At 70.1% G+C, this 17,418-nt stretch carries 11 protein-coding genes; 5 read left to right on the forward strand and 6 right to left on the reverse strand.

Annotated elements, in window-relative coordinates; all coding sequences use genetic code 11:
* Positions 1 to 18: 18 nt before the first annotated feature.
* Positions 19 to 5,811: a hypothetical protein gene (locus OG900_25490; protein ID WUH93137.1), complete on the forward strand. Its 5,793-nt coding sequence runs from the start codon at positions 19 to 21 to the stop codon at positions 5,809 to 5,811.
* A gap of 440 nt (positions 5,812 to 6,251) precedes the next feature.
* Here OG900_25490 and OG900_25495 read toward each other — a convergent pair whose 3' ends face one another.
* Positions 6,252 to 6,551 carry a hypothetical protein gene (locus tag OG900_25495; protein WUH93138.1) on the reverse strand — a complete coding sequence of 100 codons (300 nt, stop codon included), beginning with the start codon at positions 6,549 to 6,551 and terminating at the stop codon, positions 6,252 to 6,254.
* A gap of 238 nt (positions 6,552 to 6,789) precedes the next feature.
* On the opposite strand from OG900_25495, the gene OG900_25500 reads away from it, so the two are divergent.
* The 4 genes from OG900_25500 (at position 6,790) to OG900_25515 (ending at position 13,540) form a co-directional block, all read left to right on the forward strand.
* Positions 6,790 to 7,446 carry a GTP cyclohydrolase II gene (locus OG900_25500; GenBank protein ID WUH93139.1) on the forward strand — a complete coding sequence of 219 codons (657 nt, stop codon included), beginning with the start codon at positions 6,790 to 6,792 and terminating at the stop codon, positions 7,444 to 7,446.
* 279 nt (positions 7,447 to 7,725) lie between these two features.
* Positions 7,726 to 8,322: a TetR/AcrR family transcriptional regulator gene (locus OG900_25505; protein WUH93140.1), complete on the forward strand. Its 597-nt coding sequence runs from the start codon at positions 7,726 to 7,728 to the stop codon at positions 8,320 to 8,322.
* A 192-nt stretch (positions 8,323 to 8,514) separates the two neighbouring features.
* Positions 8,515 to 10,719: an MMPL family transporter gene (locus OG900_25510; GenBank protein WUH93141.1), complete on the forward strand. Its 2,205-nt coding sequence runs from the start codon at positions 8,515 to 8,517 to the stop codon at positions 10,717 to 10,719.
* A 187-nt stretch (positions 10,720 to 10,906) separates the two neighbouring features.
* Positions 10,907 to 13,540, forward strand: coding sequence for a YfhO family protein (locus tag OG900_25515; GenBank protein WUH93142.1), 2,634 nt, complete (start codon positions 10,907 to 10,909; stop codon positions 13,538 to 13,540).
* A 51-nt stretch (positions 13,541 to 13,591) separates the two neighbouring features.
* Here OG900_25515 and OG900_25520 read toward each other — a convergent pair whose 3' ends face one another.
* From OG900_25520 to OG900_25540, 5 genes are all read right to left on the reverse strand, one after another.
* A complete protein-coding gene (locus OG900_25520; GenBank protein ID WUH93143.1) occupies positions 13,592 to 14,137 on the reverse strand; it encodes a methylated-DNA--[protein]-cysteine S-methyltransferase in 546 nt (181 codons plus the stop codon).
* Positions 14,134 to 15,633 carry a helix-turn-helix domain-containing protein gene (locus tag OG900_25525; GenBank protein WUH95918.1) on the reverse strand — a complete coding sequence of 500 codons (1,500 nt, stop codon included), beginning with the start codon at positions 15,631 to 15,633 and terminating at the stop codon, positions 14,134 to 14,136. Before OG900_25525 ends, OG900_25520 begins: the two co-directional genes overlap by 4 nt.
* A gap of 102 nt (positions 15,634 to 15,735) precedes the next feature.
* Entirely contained in the window at positions 15,736 to 16,050 is a 315-nt protein-coding gene (locus tag OG900_25530; GenBank protein WUH95919.1) for an N-acetyltransferase, read from the reverse strand.
* Positions 16,051 to 16,064: 14 nt separating this feature from the next.
* The gene (locus tag OG900_25535) at positions 16,065 to 16,331 is read right to left on the reverse strand and encodes a DUF2630 family protein (GenBank protein ID WUH93144.1); all 267 of its coding nucleotides are present in this window, start codon (positions 16,329 to 16,331) and stop codon (positions 16,065 to 16,067) included.
* An 83-nt stretch (positions 16,332 to 16,414) separates the two neighbouring features.
* A complete protein-coding gene (locus OG900_25540) occupies positions 16,415 to 17,200 on the reverse strand; it encodes a MerR family transcriptional regulator (protein WUH95920.1) in 786 nt (261 codons plus the stop codon).
* Between the last annotated feature and the right edge of the window lie 218 nt (positions 17,201 to 17,418).

Below are 17,418 nucleotides of genomic sequence, written 5' to 3' on the forward strand. Positions count from 1 at the left end.
GCCGGCGTCCTGGACGGAGTGGATCTCCAGGTCACCGCGGCGCCCACCGGCGGGGTCGAGGAGACGCTGGTGGTCAGGACGGCCACGGCGGCTGCCGACCCGGCGCTGTCGGACCTGGTGCAGAGCATGGCCACCAGCAGCGGGGTGAGCGCGGCGACCGACGCCGGCGGAAACCTGACGGTGAAGGACGGCAGCGGGCGGCTGCTGGTGAACTCACCGGCGCCGGTGATGTGGGACTCGGCAACCCTTGCCGGGTCGACACAGCTCCAGCCGCAGGCCCAGCCCGAGGGCCAGGCCACGCCTCACAGCGGTGAGGGCAGCCGCTCGACGGCGAAGGCCCCGGGATCGCGTGCCCACCAGGCCCGGGTGAAGGCGACCCTGAAGGACCACAAGCTGCATCTGGCCGCGGACCAGGCGTTGCTGTCGGCGAAGACCACGGTCTTCCCGGTCTACATCGACCCCGCCTACGTGCCGCACCCGGCCAGTGGCAGCACGATGCACTGGGACCAGGTGCAGCAGGGCTACCCGACGACGTCGAACTACGACACGACGCCCGAAGGGGGCAACGGGGTCGGCTACCAGGGCTTCTCCTCGCCGACGGGCATCGAGCGCACCTACTACCAGGTCGGCATTCCCTCGGCGATCTGGGGCGGGCAGGTCCTGAGCGCCTCCATGAAGCTCACCGAGAGCAAGTCCTCCAGTTGCGGAACCACGGCCTACGGTGTGCAGGCGTGGTCGTCCAACGGGATCGGTGCCTCGACGACGTGGAACAACGCGCCGGCGAAGGTGACGCAGCAGGACTCGGTGAACTTCGGCCCGGCCTGCACCTCCACCCCCAGCGGGAACTTCGACTTCCTCAACCAGGTCACCAACGCGGCGGCCAACCACTGGGCGAACATCACCTTCGTGATGGTCAACAGCAGCGAGACCAACGACGTCCAGCTCAAGCGGTTCTCCAGCGCCGCGTCGCTGTCGATCACCTACGACTCCCCGCCGGGCACCCCGTTCGGCCTGGCGGTCTCGCCGAGCCCGTATCTCGGTGGCGCTCTGGCGACGGTGACCAATAGCGGCACTCCTACTTTCACTGCCAGTTCCCACGACCCCAACTCCGACACGGTGCGCCTGGACTTCCAGGTGCTGGCCGGGACCACGGTGAAGGCGTCCGGCAGTTCGCCGTTCGTCAACTCCAGCCTCGTCACGGGTGCCGGCGGATCGTGGAAACCGACGACAGCCCTGGCCGACGGCGCCTACACCTGGAAGGTCCGCGCCTACGACGGCAAGGCCTACTCGGGCTGGACCACGGCACAGCCGCTGACCGTCGACACCCACGCCCCGGGGACCACATCGGTGGCCTCATCGGCCTTCCCCGCCGGCGCCTGGTCCGGCACGGCGGACGCGAACGGCAACTTCTCCGGCGCCTTCACCTTCACCCCGCCGACCACGGACGTAACAGGGGTCTGGTACAAGCTCGATGGATCTTTCGGGTCCACCCTCGCCACCACCGGCGCACCGGTCACCTCCACCCTCAACTTCCGGGCGGGCCAGCACACCCTCAACCTCCACACGGTGGACGCCGCCGGAAACAGCTCGGCCAACACGGCCTACGTCTTCTACGCCGGCTCAGGAGCGGCCCTGCTGACTCCTGCCCAGGGCGACCGGCCCGCGCGGCGGGTGGGCCTGACCAGTCAGGGCAAGTCCACCGAGACCGGCGTGACCTACCAGTACCGGATCGGTGAGACCGACACCTGGCACAACGTCCCCACCGGCGACGTCACCGTGCGCTCCTCCGGCGCGCCGGTCGCCTCCTGGCCGCTGGCCGCACCCGCGGGCGTACCGGCCGCGCTGACGTGGAACATCACCGACAGCTTCACCCAGGACGGCCCGGTCGACGTCCGAGCGGTCTTCACCGACGGCACCACCGACGACAACTCGCCGGCCAACACCGTCACCGTCGACCGCAACGCCGGGTCCGCCCCGTCGCTGACCGCGGGTCCCGCGTCGGTGAACGCGCTGACCGGTGACGCGGCCGTCAGCGCCACCGACGCGTCCGGTTTCGACCTGACCGTCACCCGCACGGCGTCCTCGCGCCGCCCGACCGCCGGGTCGGCGCAGGAAGGTCAGGTGGCGATCTTCGGCCCGCAGTGGACCGCGGGAACTACCGCGGAGATCACCGACTCGGACTGGTCCTACCTGCACAAGACCTCGAACACCTCGGTGGCGCTGGTGGACGTGGACGGCGACCCGACCGGCTTCACGGCCACATCCGGCGGCGGGTGGAAGCCCGAGCCGGGCTCGGAGGACCTGACGCTGACCGGATCACTGACCGGGACGTTCACGTTGAAGGACAGCGACGGTACGACCACGACGTTCGCGAAGGTCGATCCCGCCGCTACCGCGTGGCAGGTGGCCTCGACGTTCCTCGCGACCACCAACTCCACCACGCAGGTCGTCTCCGAGAAGGTCACCGTCGGCAGCACGGTGCTGGCCCGTCCGAAGTACGTGATCGCGCCGACCTCCGCGGTCACGCAGTCGACCTGCGCGGCCACACCGGCGGCCAAGGGCTGCCGCATCCTGCAGTACGTCTACGCAACGTCCACCACCGCGACCGCTTCGGCGTTCGGCGACGTCGCCGGGCAGGTCTCCCAGATCAAGCTGTGGGCGACCGACCCGGGAGCGTCGGCTGCCACCGCCGTCACAGTGGCGCAGTACGCCTACGACAGCACCGGCCGGCTGCGGCAGGAGTGGGATCCGCGGATCAGCCCGGCGCTGAAGACCGCGTACGACTACGACAGCGCCGGCCGCATCACGACGCTCACGCCGCCCGGTGAGCTGCCGTGGACGTTGGCCTACGGCAACGTCGGCAACACCGCCACGGCCAGCGACGGCATGCTTCTCTCCGCGGCCCGGCCGACGCTGACTCCGGGCAGCACCGACCAGACCAACGGCACCGCGACCACGAGCCTGGTCTACGACGTGCCGCTGACCGGCAGCGGTGCCCCGTACGCCATGGGCGGCGCCGATGTGGCCGGCTGGGGGCAGAGCGACGCGCCTTCGGATGCCACCGCGGTCTTCCCCGCGGACGCCGTCCCGTCCTCGCACGACGGCACCGCACTGGCCACCGGGGACTACCGCCGTGCCGCGGTCACGTACACCGACGCCTCCGGGCGGGAGGTCAACACCGCGCAGCCCGGCGGGCACATCACCACCACCGAGTACGACCGGTACGGCAACACCGTGCGGCAGATGACCGCCGCGAACCGTGACCTGGCCCTGGCCACCGGTGGTGACGGCCTGACGCAGCAGCAACAACTGGGCATCGACACCCTGTCCGCGGCGGACCGCGCGCAACTGCTGTCCACGGTGTCGGTGTTCAACACCGGCAGCGTGGCCGCCGACGCGGGCACGGACAAGGACACCGACCCGGCCAATGTCGGCCTGCGGGAGCTGGAGAAGTCCGGACCCCTGCACATGGTCACCCTCGCCTCGGTCCTGCACGCGGCCGCCGGGGGAACGGACCTGCCGGCCGGATCTGCCGTCCCGGGGCGCGAGCACACGGTGACCGCCTACGACCAGGGCCGTCCCACCGACGGCACCGCCACCGTGGCCAACCAGCCCACCACCGTCATCATCGGTGCGAGCGTGGACGGCTATCCGACCGACGGTGACTCCAGGACCAGCACCACCGGATACGACTGGGTCAAGGGCCTGCCCACCAGTACGGTCACCGACCCGTCGGGGCTGAACCTGGTCAAGACCACGAGCTACGACACCCAGGGCCGCGTCATCAAGACCACCCTGCCGAAGTCCACCGGCAGCGACGCCGGGGCGACGGTGACCACTTACTGGTCGGCCACCGGCACCGGGGCGTGCAACGGCCGGCCCGAATGGGCCGACCTGGTCTGCTCCGTGGGACCGGCCGGCGCCATCACCGGCGGCGGCAGCAACCCGGCCCAACTGCCCACCAAGACCACCACCTACGACCGGTGGGGCAGCACCCTCACCGAAACCGACACCTCGGGCAGCAGCACCCGCACCACGACCACGTCCTACGACGCGGCCGGACGTGCCACCGGCACCACGGTGACCGGCGGCACCGGGACCGCGGTGCCGGACACCAGCACCACCTACGACCCGGCCACCGGCAAGGAAGCCACCACCAGCGCCGCGGGCAAGACCATCGGCCAGGCCTACGACACCCTGGGCCGCCTGACCACCTACACCGACGGCGCGGGCAACACCGCGACCACCTGGTACGACGCCCTCGACCGGCCCACCAAGGTCACCGACTCGGCCCCGTCGACCACCACGTACACCTACGACACGAGCATCGACCCGCGAGGCCTGGAGACCTCCCGCAGCGACTCGGTGGCCGGCACCTTCGCCGCGACATACGACGCGGACGGCGAGCTGGCCACGCAGTCCCTGCCCGGCGGCTACACCCTGACCGTCACCCGCGACGAGACCGGCTCGGACACCTCGCGCACCTACACCCGCGACAGCGACGGCCTGGTCGTCACCGCCGACTCGGCCACTGAGACGATCCAGGGCCAGCAGGCCGACCACACCTCCGACACCGGCAGCGCCGTCTACGCCTACGACGCCGCCGGCCGTCTCACCGCAGCCGACGACACACAGGAAGGCGTCACCACCCACCGCGTCTACGCCTTCGACAACAACACCAACCGCACCGGCCTGACCACCACCGTCGACAACCCCGACGGCACCGCCGGCACACCGGCAACCGTCAACTACACCTACGACAGCGCCGACCGCCTCACCACCACGGGCACCGTCTACGACGCCTTCGGCCGCACCACGACCCAGGCCTCCGGCGCGACCATCGGCTACTACGCCAACGACCTCGTCCGCCAGCAGACCGCCGGCACCAACCGGCAGACCTGGACCCTGGACCCGGCCCAGCGCCTGGCCTCCTGGACCACCGAAAGCAACTCCACCGGCACCTGGACCCAGACCGCGGCCAAGACCAACCACTACGGCAGCGAAACCGACAGCCCCGACTGGGTGGCCGAGGACACCAACGGCACCATCACCCGCAACGTCCAAGGCATCAGTGGTGACCTGGCCGCCACCACGGCCGCCGGCGACCCGACCAGCACCGACCTGCAACTGACAGACCTCCACGGCGACGTCACCGCCCAACTCCCGCTGGACACCACCGCGGCGCCGACGGCCCTGGCCTACGACGAGTTCGGCAACCCCGAGAACTCCAGCCCGCAGGCCCGCTACGGCTGGCTCGGCGGCAAACAACGCTCCAGCGAAACCGTCACCGGCGCCACCCTCATGGGAGTCCGCCTCTACGACCCGACCACCGGCCGCTTCCTGTCCATCGACCCCGTCCCCGGAGGCAGCGCCAACGCCTACGACTACTGCAACGCCGACCCCATCAACTGCAGCGACCTCAACGGACAGTTCCCCTGGGCAAGAGCACTCTGGGGAACGGCGGGATTCTTCAGCTACCGATCCTTGCTGTCCATCCCCAGGCACCTCAAGCACAGGCAGTACAGAAAAGTCTTCAACGATTTCATGGGCGGATATGGCAACACGACGGTCCTAGGGCACCTCGTTGGTCGCTTTTGCAGTCGTTGGTGCCGGAGCGCTGCCCGGCATGCGCGTCCGGGCCTGTGGCTGAGGGGCGGCAGGCTTGCCGGCCGCACTTTCGGATGGGAGGTAAGCGTGGCGGCCACCGCGCTCGACTTCTTCCACTCGCGGTCCACGGTTCACTACAGCCGCAAGTACTGGGCTCCCGGCTATCGCTACGGGTACGGCTCTTCTCGAAACAGGATCATGTGATGACTGCTGGGTGACCAGCAGAAGGAGTGCAATCTGTTGGCGCTCGGCTGCGTTCCGCCGGTCGAGCGCCAATATTTTTTATCGCACCGCGCAATGTCAGGGTTGTTTTCCTTGGCGCCAAAGGCGCCAATATCCGATAGCCAGGAGCGTTGGATAGGCGCCAAGAGCGATTGCGGCCAGTAGCGCTAGAATTCGGGGCCACCAAGACCAGCCGTAGAGACCGATGACCGCTGCGAGTAGTGAGAGCGGCAGTACGGCCAAGCCAAGCGCGCTGCGTATCGGATCCCTCGGTCGCCGTCGTTTTATCGCGAGGAGTTCCGGGAGCGGTAGATCAAGATCACCTCTCCAGGTCGCGTATCGCTCCCTGGGGCTTTTCTTCCAGTCTGCGGTGAGCTTCTTTCGGTTGCTCCTGTGCGTCATGGACAGAGGGTACGAGAAATTCAGGTGGCATGGTTGGCCAGGGCGAGTCCGGTCGCGCGGCCGCCGCATCGACGACGACCGGGCTCGGCCTCCCGCTGCCCCAGCGGGCCGTTCGGGAGGAGTGCGTCCGGGCCGCACGGTGGCGCCACCGGGTCTGGGCCTCCCGAAGATGCGGCAGGCCCTGGCGGCACGGCGAAGGTGTACGCGAACCTGCCCAGTGCGTGCTGCGCGCCGTCACCGAGGAGGCGGAAGCGGCCGCCGAGCCGGCCGAGCGCGGTGACGGCCCAGATGGGCAGGAGCTCGGTCGGTACCGCATGCACAGGCCCGCCCGGTCCGTGCCGTGGCCGGCCGCTGTCCTCACCGCGCCGGCTTGCCCGAGCTGAGCAGGCCGCCTACCGGCGGGGTCGTACGAGCCGATGGTCGTACGGGTCCGCGCCCTCGATCTCGGTTCGCCGGGCGGCCGTTGACCCGAACATGTGACGTGGGCCACTGGCCGGCGCGGAAATATACCGGCGCGCGTAAGAGCTTGAGTTTTCAAGATCCTACGAGGGAGTCGATATGTCGGCAGACGCGCATCCGGTGCCCGCAGTCGTGACCGCTGTACCGCCAGTCGCGGGTGTCCGTACCAAGGTGCGTGTGCCGCTGCGGTTCGCCGACGGACGGGAAGCCACCGTGGACGTCTTCACCTTCACCGGCCTGGCGGACGGCAAGGAGCATCTGGCGCTCGGGATCGGCGACTACGAGAACGTCGCCGTGCCGCTGGTGCGGCCGCATTCGGAGTGCCTGACCGGTGACGTCTTCGGCTCCCAGCGCTGCGACTGCGGCCCGCAGTTGCGAGAGGCCCTGGAGCGCATCGGCGAGCACGGCGGCTATCTGCTCTACCTGCGCCAGGAGGGCCGCGGTATAGGCCTGTACGCGAAGCTCGACGCCTACGCGCTGCAGGACGAGGGCCTGGACACGTACGAGGCGAATCTGGCGCTTGGCCGGGGCGAGGACGAGCGCGACTACACCGCCGCGGCGCAGATGCTGAACGCTCTCGGGGTCGGCGAGATCCGGCTGCTGAGCAACAATCCCGACAAGGCGCGGCAGTTGGCGCGGCTCGGTACGCGGGTGGCCGAGCGAGTGCCGACCGGCGTGCACGTCTCCGACGCCAATGTCCGCTACCTGCGGGCCAAGATCGAGCACACCGGGCACACCCTCGCGCTGCCGGCCTGAGGCGGCTGTCCCGCGGTCGTTGTGCCGCGGTAATGGGTGACGCCTTCCATCGGCTGGGCAATGGACGCCGGGGGTGCGGGGCGCCCGGCGCGGTTGCTCGGGACGTGCGTGATGCGGCCCACGATCGAAACGGTGGCGTTTCGATCGTGGGTCGTCTACGCTCTAGGTGTACGACATCGTTTCGATGAAAGAGCCGCGCGCCGTATGCGACGGTGTCGGCGACACACAGAACGAGGCCGTACGCTGTGCCCGCCAACCAGCGGATTCGGAGGACAGGACATGACAGCTCAGGCATCCGCCGCGCGTCGTACGCGCCTGACCCCCGAGCGCGAGCGCGAACTGTACGGGGCGGTCGTCGAGCTCCTGCGCGAGGTCGGCTACGAAGCGCTGACCATGGACGCGGTCGCCGCCCGTACGCGGTCCAGCAAGGCCACCCTCTACCGCCAGTGGAAGGGCAAGCCGGAACTGGTCGCCACCGCGCTGCGGCACTCCAAGCCGGTGTCGCTCGCGGACATCGACACCGGGTCGATCGCCGGTGACCTGCACGAGCTGATCCGGTGCCACGACGAGAACGAAGCCAAGCGCGACCAGGAACTGATGCGCGGCCTCGCGCATGCCGCCTTCCGGAACGAGGATCTTTTCCGCGCGCTGCGGGAATTGCTGATCGAGCCGGAGCTGGACAGTTTCCGCGTCCTGGTGCAGCGAGCCGTGGACCGCGGTGAGCTGGCGGCCGACAATCCGGCGAGGGATTTCATCCCGCACATGTTGTTCGGCGGCGCAATGGCGCGTCCGATTCTCGAGGGCATCGACGCCGATCCCGAATACAGCCACAGATACATCGACGCCGTCGTCGTCCCCGCGCTCGGTCTGGCGTAAGTCTCACCAGTAGCGAGGCCCACATGGCCGGTCAGCGCACGGCCACGCCCTGACGCCGCTCGGGCATGCCCCAATGCCTCTGCTCCCCCTTCTGAATACCTCATGACCCGCCCCACCTGACACGCCGCTCTCGTCGTCGGGCTGGTTCCTCACGCCCATTTCCGACCCTTCCTGACGGGAGCCCCTGCCTCCATGGCCACTTTCCTCTACAAACTGGGCCGGTTCGCATTCCGGCGACGGCGATACGTCGTCCTCGTCTGGATCGGGCTGCTCGCCGTTGCCGGCGTCGGTGCCGCCACCGCGCCGTCAGCGCCGGCTGACAACTTCACGGTGCCGGGCACGGAGGCGCAGAAGGCCTTCGACCTGCTGCATGAACGTTTCCCCGGGACCAACGCCGACGGCGCGAGCGCCCGCATGGTCTTCAGGGCTCCGGGCGGCCAGAAGATCACCACAGGGCCGAACAAGGCGGCGGTGGAGAAGGTCGTGGCAGAGCTGGGGAACAGTCCGCAGAAGGCCACTGCCGCCGATCCGTACACCGCTGACGCGGTGAGCAAGGACGGCACCACCGCCTACACGACGGTCACCTACCAGGCGAAGTCCGCGGAGATCACCGATGCCACGCACACGGCGATCGAGAACGCCGCCCAGCACGGCAGGGACGCCGGGCTGACCGTCGAGGCGGGCGGGACCGCGCTGCAGGCGTCACCGTCCACCGGCAACAGCGAGGTCATCGGCGTCGGTATTGCCGCGGTCGTACTTCTGATCACGTTCAGTTCGCTGGTCGCGGCAGGGCTGCCGCTGCTGACCGCGATCATGGGTGTCGGCGTCGGTATCGCGTCGATCACCGCGCTGGCGACCACCTTCGGACTCTCCAGTACGTCGTCCACCCTCGCGTCGATGATCGGACTGGCGGTCGGCATCGACTACGCCCTGTTCATCGTCTCGCGCCACCGCCATGAGCTGATGGAGGGCCGCGACGGCGAGGACGCGGCAGGGCGCGCGGTCGGCACTGCCGGGTCCGCGGTCGTCTTCGCGGGTCTCACCGTGCTCATCGCCCTGGCCGGCCTGTCGGTCGTCAACATCCCGATGCTCACCAAGATGGGCCTCGCGGCGGCCGGCACCGTGGCGATCGCCGTACTCATCGCCCTGACCCTGATACCGGCGCTGCTCGGCTTCGCCGGCCCGAAGGTGCTCACCCGAAAGGTGCGCAAGGGCCGGGCGGTCGCCGACGGCAAGCCCAACATGGGGACCCGCTGGGCGCGGCTGGTGGTGCGGCGGCGTGTGCCGTTCCTGCTGGCCGGAGTGGTCGCTCTGGGCCTGGCGGCCGTCCCGATGAGCAGCATGCAGCTCGGCCTGCCGGACGACGGCTCGCAGCCGGTCAGCACCACTCAGCGCAAGGCGTACGACATGCTGTCCGACGGCTTCGGAGCGGGCTTCAACGGGCCGCTCATGATCGTGGTCGACGGCGCGCACAGCGACCACCCCGAGGCGGCGGCGCAGCAGGTCAAGAAGACGATCTCCGGCTTCGCCGACGTCAAGACGGTGACCGAGCCGGCGTTCAACCCCAAGGGTGACGCCGCGACGCTGAGCGTGGTGCCGGTGTCCAAGCCGAGCAGCGCGCAGACCGAGGACCTGGTGCACGTCATCCGCGGCCATTCGGGTGAGTTCACGAAAACCACCGGGGCCGAGGTGCTGGTGACCGGCACCACCGCGATGAACATCGACGTCTCGCAGCGGCTCAACGACGCTCTGGTGCCCTACCTGGCGCTCGTCGTCGGCTTGGCCTTCCTGCTGCTGATGATCGTGTTCCGTTCGGTGCTGGTGCCGCTCAAGGCCGCGCTCGGCTTCCTGCTGTCGGTGCTCGCGGCGCTCGGCGCCGTCGTGGCGGTCTTCCAGTGGGGCTGGCTGGCCGGCCTGATCGGGGTGGAGCAGACCGGGCCGATCATGAGCATGATGCCGATCTTCATGATCGGTGTGGTGTTCGGCCTCGCGATGGACTACGAGGTCTTCCTGGTCACCCGGATGCGTGAGGCGTACGTCCACGGTGAGTCGCCGAGCCAGGCGGTCGTCACTGGATTCACCCATGGCGCACGGGTGGTGTCGGCGGCCGCGGTCATCATGATCAGCGTCTTCGCCGGGTTCATCGGATCGTCTGAATCGATGATCAAGATGATGGGATTCGGCTTGGCGATCGCGGTGGCGTTCGACGCGTTCATCGTTCGTATGACCATCGTGCCCGCGGTGCTCGCGCTTCTCGGACGTGCCGCGTGGTGGCTGCCGCGGCGACTGGACCGCGTACTGCCCAATGTCGACGTGGAGGGCGAGCAGCTGCGCAAGAACCTCGCCGTAGAGCGGCAGCCGGTTGTCGAGGAGGAACGGGAGCCCGCTGTGATCTGAACCGCACCTCACCCGTGCGGGTGAGCGCCCTGTCGGACGGTTCGCACATTGTGTGAATCACCGGCAGGGCGTTCTTTGTTCACCCGCTGGTCCGATGGCCGCCACCATTCCGATGGGCACACCTGCTTACGATCTGGCGACATCATCAGATCACCGAGATCGTGCGCGTAGCGGGGTAAATCGAGCGATGGCAGTCCAGAAAATCTCCCCCGGCGCGATCGACCGCTTGCGGGCGTCGCTGCTCGGCATCGTCTCCGCGGTCGTGGCCTTCTGCGTCGGCGACGCGTTCGCCCACAACTACCCCTTCGGGAAGAACACGCGGAGCGTCAACGACCTCGGCAACCAGTTCGTGCCGTACCACGCCCACCTCTGGGACCTGCTGCACGGCAAGGCCGACGGCGGGCTGCTGCTGAACTGGCAGTCCGGTTACGGCACCAGCTTCCTGCCGGACCTGGGCACCTACGTCTCCAGCCCGTTCGCCCTGCTGGTCGCCGTCTTCCCGCGGGACCGCATCGACCTCGCCGTCTACGCCATCACCGTGCTGAAGATCGGCGCGGCGGCCGCCGCCATGGCCTGCCTGCTGCTGACGCTGCGCCCGGGGCGCTGGTGGGCCGCAGGGCTGCTCGGCGCGTCGTACGCGATGTGCGGCTGGACGGTCGCCGCGGCGTCGTACAACACCATGTGGCTGGACGGCCTGATCGCCTTCCCGCTGTTCTGCATGGTCGTGGAATGGGCGCGGACAGGGCGGCGGCCGTTCCTGTCCATCGCGGTGGTCGCGCTCGGCTGGACAGCGAACTTCTACATCGCGTACATGGCCACGATCGGCTCTGCCCTGGTGCTGATCGCGCTGCTCCTGATGGAGCCCGACGCCACCCGGCGGCACTGGCTCACCTCGATCGGGCGCGCGTCGCGGTCCATGGTGCTCGGTATCGGGCTGACCGCGCCGCTGCTGCTGACGATCGTGAAGGGCACGAAGCTCGCCTACCCGGGCACGGTCCAGGAGTTCCGCCCCGTGGCCTGGGCAGACGTCTTCGGGCGGCTGCTGCCCGGCACGTACAACTTCGCCACGCCGGCGGTGTATCTCGACACCGCGGCGCTGCTGCTGGCCTTCGTGCTGCCCTTCCACCCGGAGGTGCCGCGGCGCACCCGTCTGGTGTGGACCGGCCTCGTGCTGGCTGTGACGGTGTCGATGCAGCTGAAGCCGACACATCTGGCGTGGCATGCGTTCGCCACTCCCAACGGCAGTGCCTACCGGCAGACCTTCGTGCTCAGCGGTGTGATGATCATCGCGGCCTGGCTGGGGCTCGCGCACGGCCTGCCGAAGCTGCGGCAGATCGCCTGGGGTGCCGCGGTGATGGGCGTCGTGGCGCTGGTCGCGATCGGTGCCGACAAGGGTGTGACAGGCGCCGGTACGTACCCGCTGTTCGGCGTCGGCCTGGTATTGGCGGTCGGTGCGCTGCTGCTGCTCAGGCGTGCCGAACTCGTACGCAGCAGGGCGCTCGTGGTGGCCGCCGTCATCGGGCTGCTGGTTGTGCAGATCGGGCAGTCGGCCTTTACCAACGCCTGGTCCGACCGCAAGCGCATCGAGGTGCTCGACGACTACGCGCCCTGGGGCAACCGCCAGAACTCGCAGGCCGCGGCAATCGCGTCGGCCGACAACTGGCCCGAATACCGCACCGACCCCGGCCGTGAGCAGACCGTCGGCAACGACCCGATGATGGTCGGCGGAGAGGGCGCCGCGTACTACAGCAGCCTGACGCCCGATATCTGGACCTACACGCTGGCGTCGCTCGGCGGCGGCTGGACCTCGCACGGGCGGTCGCTGCAGAGCCTCGACAGCCCGGTCACCGATGTGATCTTCTCCGTCGGGGCGCGTTCCCACCAGCCGCTGGACCCGCACGAGCCGGGCAACCCGCAGGTCAAGGTGCCGTCGACCATCACTCGGCAACAGGTGCCGCCGCTCGTCACCGTGCACCCCTCCAAGCCCGCAGCCGGCTACGGAGACTCGCCGTACCGCAACCAGGAACTGCTGCTCGGCCACAGCGTCTACGACACGCCGGGCCCGATCGTCCTGCACGACGGGGACGGCAACCGGGTGCTGCCGGAGAACGGCCGCTTCCACCTGATAGGCGGGTACGCCAACCCCAAGCGGAGCACCTACAAGCTCGAAGCGACGTGCCCGGCGGGTGACCAGGCCTACCTGTACACGCCGAGTGTGTTCAGCCATGTGCAGGTGCCCGGCGGTCCGAACATCCGCTTCACCGGGCGTCTGACCTCCCGGCGGGCCGCGGCCGAGCACGTCGGTGACGCGCTGGCTGACGGCCACGTGTCGCTGTCGATGCGCGTGCTGGAGAACAGCACGTTCGGCACCGACGCCGTCGGCTGCCTGAACATGGGCAAGCTGGCTGCCGCCGAACAGCAGATCGCCGCCACCGCCGCGACCTCCGAGCAGGTGACCGACGACGGCATCACCGCGCAGTTGCCGCCGGGATCGCGCGGATTCGCGGTCGTCGCGGCGCCGGCCATCACCGGGTGGCAGTGCTCGGCGGGCAACGGCAGTGCGCGTGCCGGACGGTCCTACCTGGGGCTGCTGTCCGTGCCGCTGCCGGCTGACGGCAGTGCGACGTCGGTGTCCTGTTCCTTCTCCCCGCCGGGGCTGCACCAGGGCGAGGCCGTCGCGGGGGTGTCGCTGCTCGGGATCGTCGCGCTCGGCGGCTACGGCTGGTGGCGGCGGCGACGTTCCGGCGACGCGGTGGGCGACGGCGGCAGTGGCCTCGGCGCGTCACCCGAACCGGTGAGCGCCGCCATGGCCGAAGGGTGACTTGCGGGGCGTCGGGTTGACGCCCCGCCCGTGGGGCACTTGGGCTGAACGTCAGCCCAGGACCGGCTGCTGGGAGCCGTTTTCGAAGCTCAGCAGCCAGCGCTTGCGCTCCAGGCCGCCGCCGTAGCCGGTCATGCTGCCGTCGGCGCCGACCACCCGGTGGCAGGGGACGATGATGCTGATCGGGTTCTTGCCGTTGGCGAGGCCGACCGCGCGGGAGGCGGTGGGCTGCCCCAGGACCGCGGCGAGTTCGCCGTAGGAGACGGTCTCGCCGTACGGGATGTCGCGCAGGGCTGCCCAGACCCGGCGCTGGAACGGGGTGCCTGATGTCGACAAGTCGATGTCGAAGGCGGTGGTCTCGCCGGCGAAGTACGCGGTCAGCTGCTCGGTGGTACGGGCCAGGACCGGGAGATCGGCTGTGTCGACCCGCGGGCCGAAGGTCTCCTCCGGCGGCATGTGCCGGTGCTGCGTCATGTACAGACCCGCGAGGCCGCCCTCGCGGGTGACAAGGGTGAGGGGGCCGATCGGACTGTCCATGATCGTATGAGCGGATGCCGTGAGGGTCGCAGCTGTGGTCGTGCGAGCCGTCGTCGTCATCGAGAAGCGCCTTCCAGTCGGGGTTGGTCGGTGGGCAGGACGTTGATCGGATGATCGCCCGTCGCCCACAGGTACTGCGTCGCATAAGCCCGCCACGGCTGCCAGGCCGCGGCATGCCGGGTCAGTGCGGCCGGTGTGGCGGGCAGGCCGAGGTCGCGGGCGGCGTAGCGGACGCCCAGGTCGGTCGGCAGGAAGGCGTCGGGGTCGCCGAGCGCCCGCATGGCGATCGACTCGACCGTCCACGGCCCGAAGCCCGGCAGGGCCCCCAGTTGCGCCCGTGCGCGCTGCCAGTCGCTGCCGACGTCCAGGTCGAGGCCGCCTCCCTCCAGGGCGCTCAGCAGCGCCGCCAGGGTGTCCCTGCGGCTCTGCGGCATCGCAAGCTCTGCGGGGTCGTGGCCGGCCAGTGCGGCGGGGGACGGGAAGAGGTGGGTCAGGCCGCCGGCGGGGTCGTCGACGGCGTCGCCGTAGGCAGCCACCAGGCGTCCGGCGTGCGTGCGGGCCGCGGCCGTCGAGATCTGCTGCCCGAGCACCGCGCGGACCGCGAATTCCGGCCCGTCGGTGACCCGCGGCACCCGCCGGCCCGGCGCCTTGGCCACCAGCGGCGCGAGCACCGGGTCCGCGGACAGCAGCGCGTCCACCGCCAGCGGATCGGCGTCCAGGTCCAGCAGCCGGCGGCAGCGGCTGATCGCCTGCGCGAGGTCGCGCCAGTCGGTGAGCCAGAGCCGGCAGCCGATGTGGTCGATTTCCGGGCGCAGCTGGACGATGGCGGCGCCGTGCGGCAGGCGCACGGTGCGGCGGTACGCGCCCGCACGCCATTCCTCGACGCCGGGGACCGCGGTCGCCGCGAGGTGGCCGAACAGGTTGTCCGGGGTGAGCGGGCGGCGGAAGGGCAGCCGCAGCGCGATGGAGCCCGCCGTGGCCGCCGGACGGCCCTTGGCGACCCTGGCGCGCAGGTCGCCCGGCGCCAGGGCGAAGACTTCGCGGACCGTGTCGTTGAAGGTGCGGATGCTGGAGAAGCCGGCCGCGAAGGCGATCTCTCCCATCGGCATGGTGGTGGTCTCGATGAGCAGCCGGGCAGTCTGAGCGCGCTGGGCGCGGGCCAGGGCGAGGGGGCCGGCGCCCAGTTCGGCGAGCAGCTGGCGCTCGACCTGGCGGGCGCTGTAGCCGAGCCGGGTGGCGAGTCCGGGAACGCCGTCGCGGTCCACCACGCCGTCGGCGATCAGCCGCATGGCACGGGCGACCAGGTCGGCGCGCTCGTTCCACTGCGGTGAGCCGGGGCTGGCGTCGGGGCGGCACCTCTTGCAGGCGCGGAAGCCTGCCTGCTGCGCCGCGGCGGCGCTCGGGTAGAAGGTCATGTTCTCGACCTTCGGGGGCACGACCGGGCAGCTCGGCCGGCAATAGATGCGGGTGGTCAGCACCGCCGTGAAGAACCACCCGTCGAATCGGGCGTCCTTCGACTGGACGGCGCGAACGCAGGCGTCGAAGTCCGTATGCACCCCTCCAGCATCGTCCCTCGTCATGGTCCTGGTCTGGCGAGAAAACGACATCGAGGTCGGGGTGCCGACCGGACCCCTGCCAGGGCCCGGCAACGGCGGTGGTCAGTCGGAGACGCTGCTCTCCGGTACGAACTGCAGGTCGTCGTATTCCGGGTGCCTGGTGAGCCATCCGGCGATGAACGGGCAGATCGCCAGTACGCGCAGCCCCTGGGCGCGGGCGTCGTCCAGGGCGGTACGGGCCAGTGCCGAGCCGATTCCGCGGCCCTCGTGGGCGTCGTCCACCTCCGTGTGGATGAAGGCGATCACCTCGGGTGTGCGGATGTACGAGGCCGTACCGGCCAGCTCATCGCCGAGCTTGGCCTCGTAGCGGCGGGCCTGCGGGGCGTCGGCGACGGTCACTGCCGCACCGTCGTCCATTGCGCCGGGATTCGTCACGACCTGTAGCCCTCCACCGTCGAGGACGGTCGGACCCGGGCGGCGCCGGGGTCCTCGCCGGCCTCCGACAGGGCGCGGCGCTGCCGCAGCAGGTCCCAGCACTGATCGAGTTCGTGTTCCAGCGCGGTCAGGCGCGCGCGTTCGTCCGAGCCTTCCGGTCCGGCGTCGGCGAGCAGGTCGCGTAGCACCTTCTCGTCGGCGACCATCTTGCTGATGCGGCCGAGTATGGCCTGCTCCGCACTGGCGTCGTGGGGCTGTTGCACGGGGGACACCTCCCAGGGGTCGCTGTCTTCCACTCTTGCAGGTCGCCGGGCGCGGCGCTCCCGGTACGGGACGCCGGCCGTCCTCAGCCGGCCGCTGCTGGTCCTGGCGGCACGTCCCGCGGCCCGGGGTGCGCCGCGCCGGCTCCGGGGCCCTGCGCGGCCGCCTGGCGGCGCAGCCAGGCGTCGATCTCGATACGCACCCGGCGCTCCATGGCCAGTGACATCTCGGCGTCGACGATGTCCTTGGCCAGGGGGCGGAGGCGCTGCATGGCGTCGGAGATGCGCTGGGCCTGCTCGGGGGGCACATCGTCCAGCGGCCCGAGTACGTGGTTCTTGACGACCTGGGTGAACAGTTCGGCAATGGCGTCGACGTGGCCGCGTACCTCCTTGCCCGCGGCAAGGACCGCGGCAAGCGGTACGCCTTCGTGCACGAGCGCGGCCGACACGTCGAGCAGGCGGCGGCTGGTGTGCAGGGCGCTCTCGCCCGCCACGGAGATGTAGCCGATCTCCAGCGCCGCGGTCAGGTTCTCCGGGCTGGCGTGCTCGCCGAAGTAGTCGGCCAGTTCCTGCGGGGTCAGGACGACCGGGGTCTCGTCGGACCAGGGGGCCGCGAGGGTGCCGCCGAGGCCGAGCAGCTCGGCGACGCCGTTCAGGGTGCGGCCGTTCTCCCACGCGGTGATCAGCTCCGCGATGCCGCCGAGGGTGTGGCCGCGCTCCAGCAGTGCGGCGATCGTCCGCAGCCGGGCGAGGTGGCTCTCGGAATACCAGGCGATACGGCCGTCGCGGCGCGGCGGCGGAAGGAGGCGGCGCTCGCGGTAGAAGCGCAGGGTCCTGACAGGTATGCCGGCCGCTTCCGCCAGTTCCTCCACCCGGTATTCGCGTGCGCCGGGTTGTCCGCCGGAGCGTGCGCCGGCGTCATCCGCTGAGCTGCTGTCGTCCACGCGGTCGTTCACCCGCCCAGCCTATGTGCTGGCGTAAGGGGCTTCATCCTGGTGCGGCGCTCCTTACCCTGCATCAGACCGCGTTTCCTCGGGCGGGCGGCGCACATTGACGGCCCGTGCGCCGTGCGTGCCCGGCGCATTCGCGG

The organism is Streptomyces sp. NBC_00433 (genome assembly GCA_036015235.1).
In the GTDB taxonomy this organism is placed as follows: Bacteria; Actinomycetota; Actinomycetes; order Streptomycetales; family Streptomycetaceae; genus Actinacidiphila.